A 1417-nucleotide genomic window follows, 5' to 3' on the forward strand; every position below is an offset into this window, starting at 1 on the left:
CGGACGGCGGCGCCGGGCGCCAGTCGCGGCACGCCCATCCTGGCGATGTCGTCCCACAGCCCTCCCGCGCCGACGCCCAGCACGACCCGACCGCCGGACAACGCCGTCAGCGAGGTCACCGTGCGGGCGAGCACGGGTGCCGGGCGGCTGGGCAGGTTGGTCACGCTCACCAGCCCGGACACCCGGGTGGTGCGGCCGAGCGCGACCCCGACGAGGGCGTAGGCGTCCAGCCGGTCGCCGAAGTACGGGTGGTCGGACACCGTGATCAGGTCGAGCCCGGCGCGGTCCGCCTCGACGGCGTGCCGCAGGCTCTCCTCCGCACGGCTGACCGCGGTGCTGATCCCGATCCCGAACAGCGGCACGCGTGGCGAGATGGGGGGTCCTTCCCCGGTGTGATGGTTGGTTCGTGGTCCGAACCAGGTGGCGTATCGTGGCCGCATGGCCAAGGCCGCGGGTGAGCAGATGGGCGTCGTCACGGCGCTGGTCCGCTCCACGTTCCTGGTGAACGCCGTCTACGCCGACGCGGCCCGCGAGTACGGGCTGACCCAGCAGCAGGGGCAGCTGCTCTGCGTGCTGATGGCCCAGCCCTACGGCATGACCGAGCTGGGCGAGGTGCTGAACCTGGCGAAGTCGAGCCTCAGCGGCCTGGTGGACCGCACCGCGCGCCGCGGCCTGGTCCGCCGCGAGCCGGACCCGCTGGACAGCCGCGCGGTGCGGGTCGAGCTCACCGCCGAGGGCGGCCGGCTCGCCGAGGAGTTCTACGCCGAGACCTGCCGCCGCATCGACCGGCTGCCCTCCGGCCTGGGCGACGCCGAGCGCGACGCCCTCGCGGACCTCCTCGCCCGCGTGGTGCGGGACAACGAGGTGCCGCCGGTGTTCATGGAGTCGAACGGGCAGGGCTGAGGCCGAACAGCTCCACGAACCGCCCGGTGAACAGGTCCGCGCCCTTGTACTCGGCCACGGCCGCCGCCGGCAGCAGCGTCACGCCGTCCGGTGACGGCACCTGGCCCACCCCGCTCGCGGGCCCCAGCGGCAGCAGGATCGACGGCACGGGGGAGGGGCGGTAGGTGGCCGTCGGCTCCTCGCCGCGCACCTGCGCCAGGACGTTCTCCGCCACCACCGCCGCGTGCTGCATCGCGTACCCGGCCATCTTCGCCTCGGCCAGGTCCGTGACGTCGCCCAGCGCGTAGACGCGCGGGTGGCCCACGACGGTGAGGGTCGCGGTGACCCGGATCCGCCCCTCCGGCGTGCGGGCCCCGGCCAGTGCGTCGCCCAGGTACCCGCCGTTCACGCTCACCCCGTGGCACCGGAACCAGATGTCGGCGGTGATCGGACCGCCGGTGCTGTCCACCGTGAACGTTCCCGCCCGCGCGGGTTCCGTCGGCGGCGCGGTGGTCAACGCCGTGCCCAGCCGCAC

At 74.6% G+C, this 1417-nt stretch carries 2 protein-coding genes and 1 pseudogene; 1 reads left to right on the forward strand and 2 read right to left on the reverse strand.

Annotated features, from left to right (window positions below; translation table 11 throughout):
- Window positions 1-362 (reverse strand): LLM class flavin-dependent oxidoreductase (locus tag AB0G02_RS40240; protein WP_360805814.1); only part of this gene is annotated, 362 nt, incomplete at its 3' end.
- A gap of 76 nt (window positions 363-438) precedes the next feature.
- On the opposite strand from AB0G02_RS40240, the gene AB0G02_RS40245 reads away from it, so the two are divergent.
- On the forward strand, window positions 439-903 hold the full coding sequence (locus AB0G02_RS40245) for a MarR family transcriptional regulator (RefSeq protein WP_360805817.1): 465 nt from the start codon (window positions 439-441) through the stop codon (window positions 901-903).
- On the opposite strand, the pseudogene AB0G02_RS40250 reads toward AB0G02_RS40245, so the two are convergent.
- Window positions 878-1417: pseudogene (locus AB0G02_RS40250) on the reverse strand (FAD-dependent oxidoreductase); the annotation flags it as partial. The gene AB0G02_RS40245 and the pseudogene AB0G02_RS40250 overlap by 26 nt on opposite strands.

The sequence above is a fragment of the Actinosynnema sp. NPDC023658 genome, from assembly GCF_040639995.1.
Classification (GTDB): domain Bacteria; phylum Actinomycetota; class Actinomycetes; order Mycobacteriales; family Pseudonocardiaceae; genus Actinosynnema.